Origin of the sequence: Nocardiopsis sp. JB363 (assembly GCF_900143625.1) — a bacterium.
In the GTDB taxonomy this organism is placed as follows: domain Bacteria; phylum Actinomycetota; class Actinomycetes; order Streptosporangiales; family Streptosporangiaceae; genus Nocardiopsis.
Window position 1 is genome coordinate 1 of the sequence record NZ_FRFF01000029.1, and the last position, 1,666, is coordinate 1,666.

Sequence of the window (1,666 nt, forward strand, 5' to 3'; positions counted from 1 at the left end):
TTTCGTCGGCAGCGTCTGATGTGTTTAAGAGACTGTGCGGTGATGGTGCGGGTGGTGGTGGCCGACGATCAGGCGTTGGTGCGGATGGGGTTGCGGGTGCTGCTTGAGGCCGAACCCGACATGGAGTTGGTGGGTGAGGCTTGTGATGGGGTGCGTGCGGTGGAGTTGGTGCGTGAGCTGATCCCGGATGTGGTGTTGATGGATGTGCGCATGCCGGAGTTGGACGGGTTGGCGGCGTTGCGCATCATCGGTGCGGATCCGGCGTTGGCGGCCACCCGGGTGGTGGTGTTGACCACCTTCGAACTGGACGAGTACGTGTTCGAGGCGTTGCGGGGCGGGGCCAGCGGTTTTTTGATCAAGGACGGGGAACCGGAGGAGATGTTGGCGGCGGTGCGGGTGGCGGCCCGGGGTGAGGCGTTGTTGTCGCCCTCGGTGACGCGTCGGGTGGTGGCGGCCTTCACCGAACGTGGGGGCGGGGTGCTCGGTGCGGTGCCGGACGTGGGGGTGTTGACCGAACGTGAGCGTGAGGTGGTGGCGTTGGTGGGTGAGGGTTTGAGCAACGGCGAGATCGCGCAGCGGTTGGTGGTCTCCCCCGCCACGGCGCGCACGCACGTGTCGCGGGCGATGGTCAAATTGGGCGCCAGGGATCGGGCCCAGTTGGTGGTGTTCGCCTTCCGGGCCGGGTTGGCGCGCTGAACCGTCCCCGCCCCCGGGCGGGAGCGGGGACGGGGGTTCACAGGGTGCGGAAGTGGTCCATGGCCTGGGTGACGATCTGACCCAGGCCTTGGACGTTGGTGGTGTGGGCGGCCTCCTCCACGATGTGCAGTCGGGCGCTGGGCCAGCGGGCGGCCAGGTCGTGGGCGATGTCGCAGGGGCCGCTGATGTCCAGGCGACCATGGGCCAGCACGGCGGGCAGGTGGGCGATGCGTTCCATCCCCTCCAGGAGTTGGTCGGGGGCCAGGAAGCAGTCGTTGGCCCAGTAGTGGGTGACCAGGCGGGCGAAGGTGGCGCGGAAGGCGGGTTCGCTGAAGCGAGGGTGGGGGGTGTGGCCGGGGGCGGTGGCCACGTGGGTGTCCTCCCAATCGCACCAGGCGCGGGCGGCGTCGAAGCGGACCTTGGGGTCGGGGTCTGCCAGCAGGCGGGCGTAGGCGGCCGGGAGCGCACCAGGGTCGGCGCCCGGGCCCGCGGCGGCATGGAAGCGTTCCCATTGGTGGGGGAAGACGCGGCGCATGGTGTGGGTGATCCAGGTGATCTCGGCGCGGGTGCCGGTGGTGATGGCGAAAAGGACCAGGGAGCGGATGGTTTCGGGGTGGGCTTGGGCGTAGGCCAGGGCCAGGCAGGAGCCCCAGGAGGCGCCCAGCAGGTGCCAGCGGTCGATGCGCAGGTGGGTGCGTAGGGCTTCGAAGTCCTCGATGAGGTGGGGGGTGGTGTTGGTGGACAGGTCGGTGGTGGGATCGCCCGCGTCGGGTGTGCTGTGTCCGCTGCCGCGTTGGTCGAGCAGGATGAGTCGGTAGTGGTCGGGGTCGGTGAAGCGTGACCAGGTGGGGGAGGCGCCCGAGCCGGGGCCGCCGTGGACGGCCAGGACGGGCACTCCGTGGGGGTTGCCGGTTTCCTGCCAGTACAGGTGGTGGCCGCCGGGGCGGGGCAGGTGGCCGTGTGCGTGGGG

The 1,666-nt window shown here is 70.0% G+C and carries 2 protein-coding genes; one reads left to right on the forward strand and one right to left on the reverse strand.

What is annotated here, in order from left to right:
- Positions 1 to 42 precede the first annotated feature (42 nt).
- Positions 43 to 696, forward strand: a complete 654-nt coding sequence (locus BQ8420_RS05340) for a response regulator transcription factor (RefSeq protein WP_200815810.1) — start codon at positions 43 to 45, stop codon at positions 694 to 696.
- A gap of 37 nt (positions 697 to 733) precedes the next feature.
- On the opposite strand, the gene pip is transcribed toward BQ8420_RS05340, so the two are convergent.
- On the reverse strand, positions 734 to 1,666 hold a 933-nt coding region (gene pip, locus BQ8420_RS05345), incomplete at its 5' end, for a prolyl aminopeptidase (RefSeq protein ID WP_087096691.1).

Coding starts and splice junctions, on each gene's coding strand:
- BQ8420_RS05340 (WP_200815810.1), top strand. CDS start 43: ATGGTGCGGGTGGTGGTGGCCGACGATCAGGCGTTGGTGCGGATGGGG.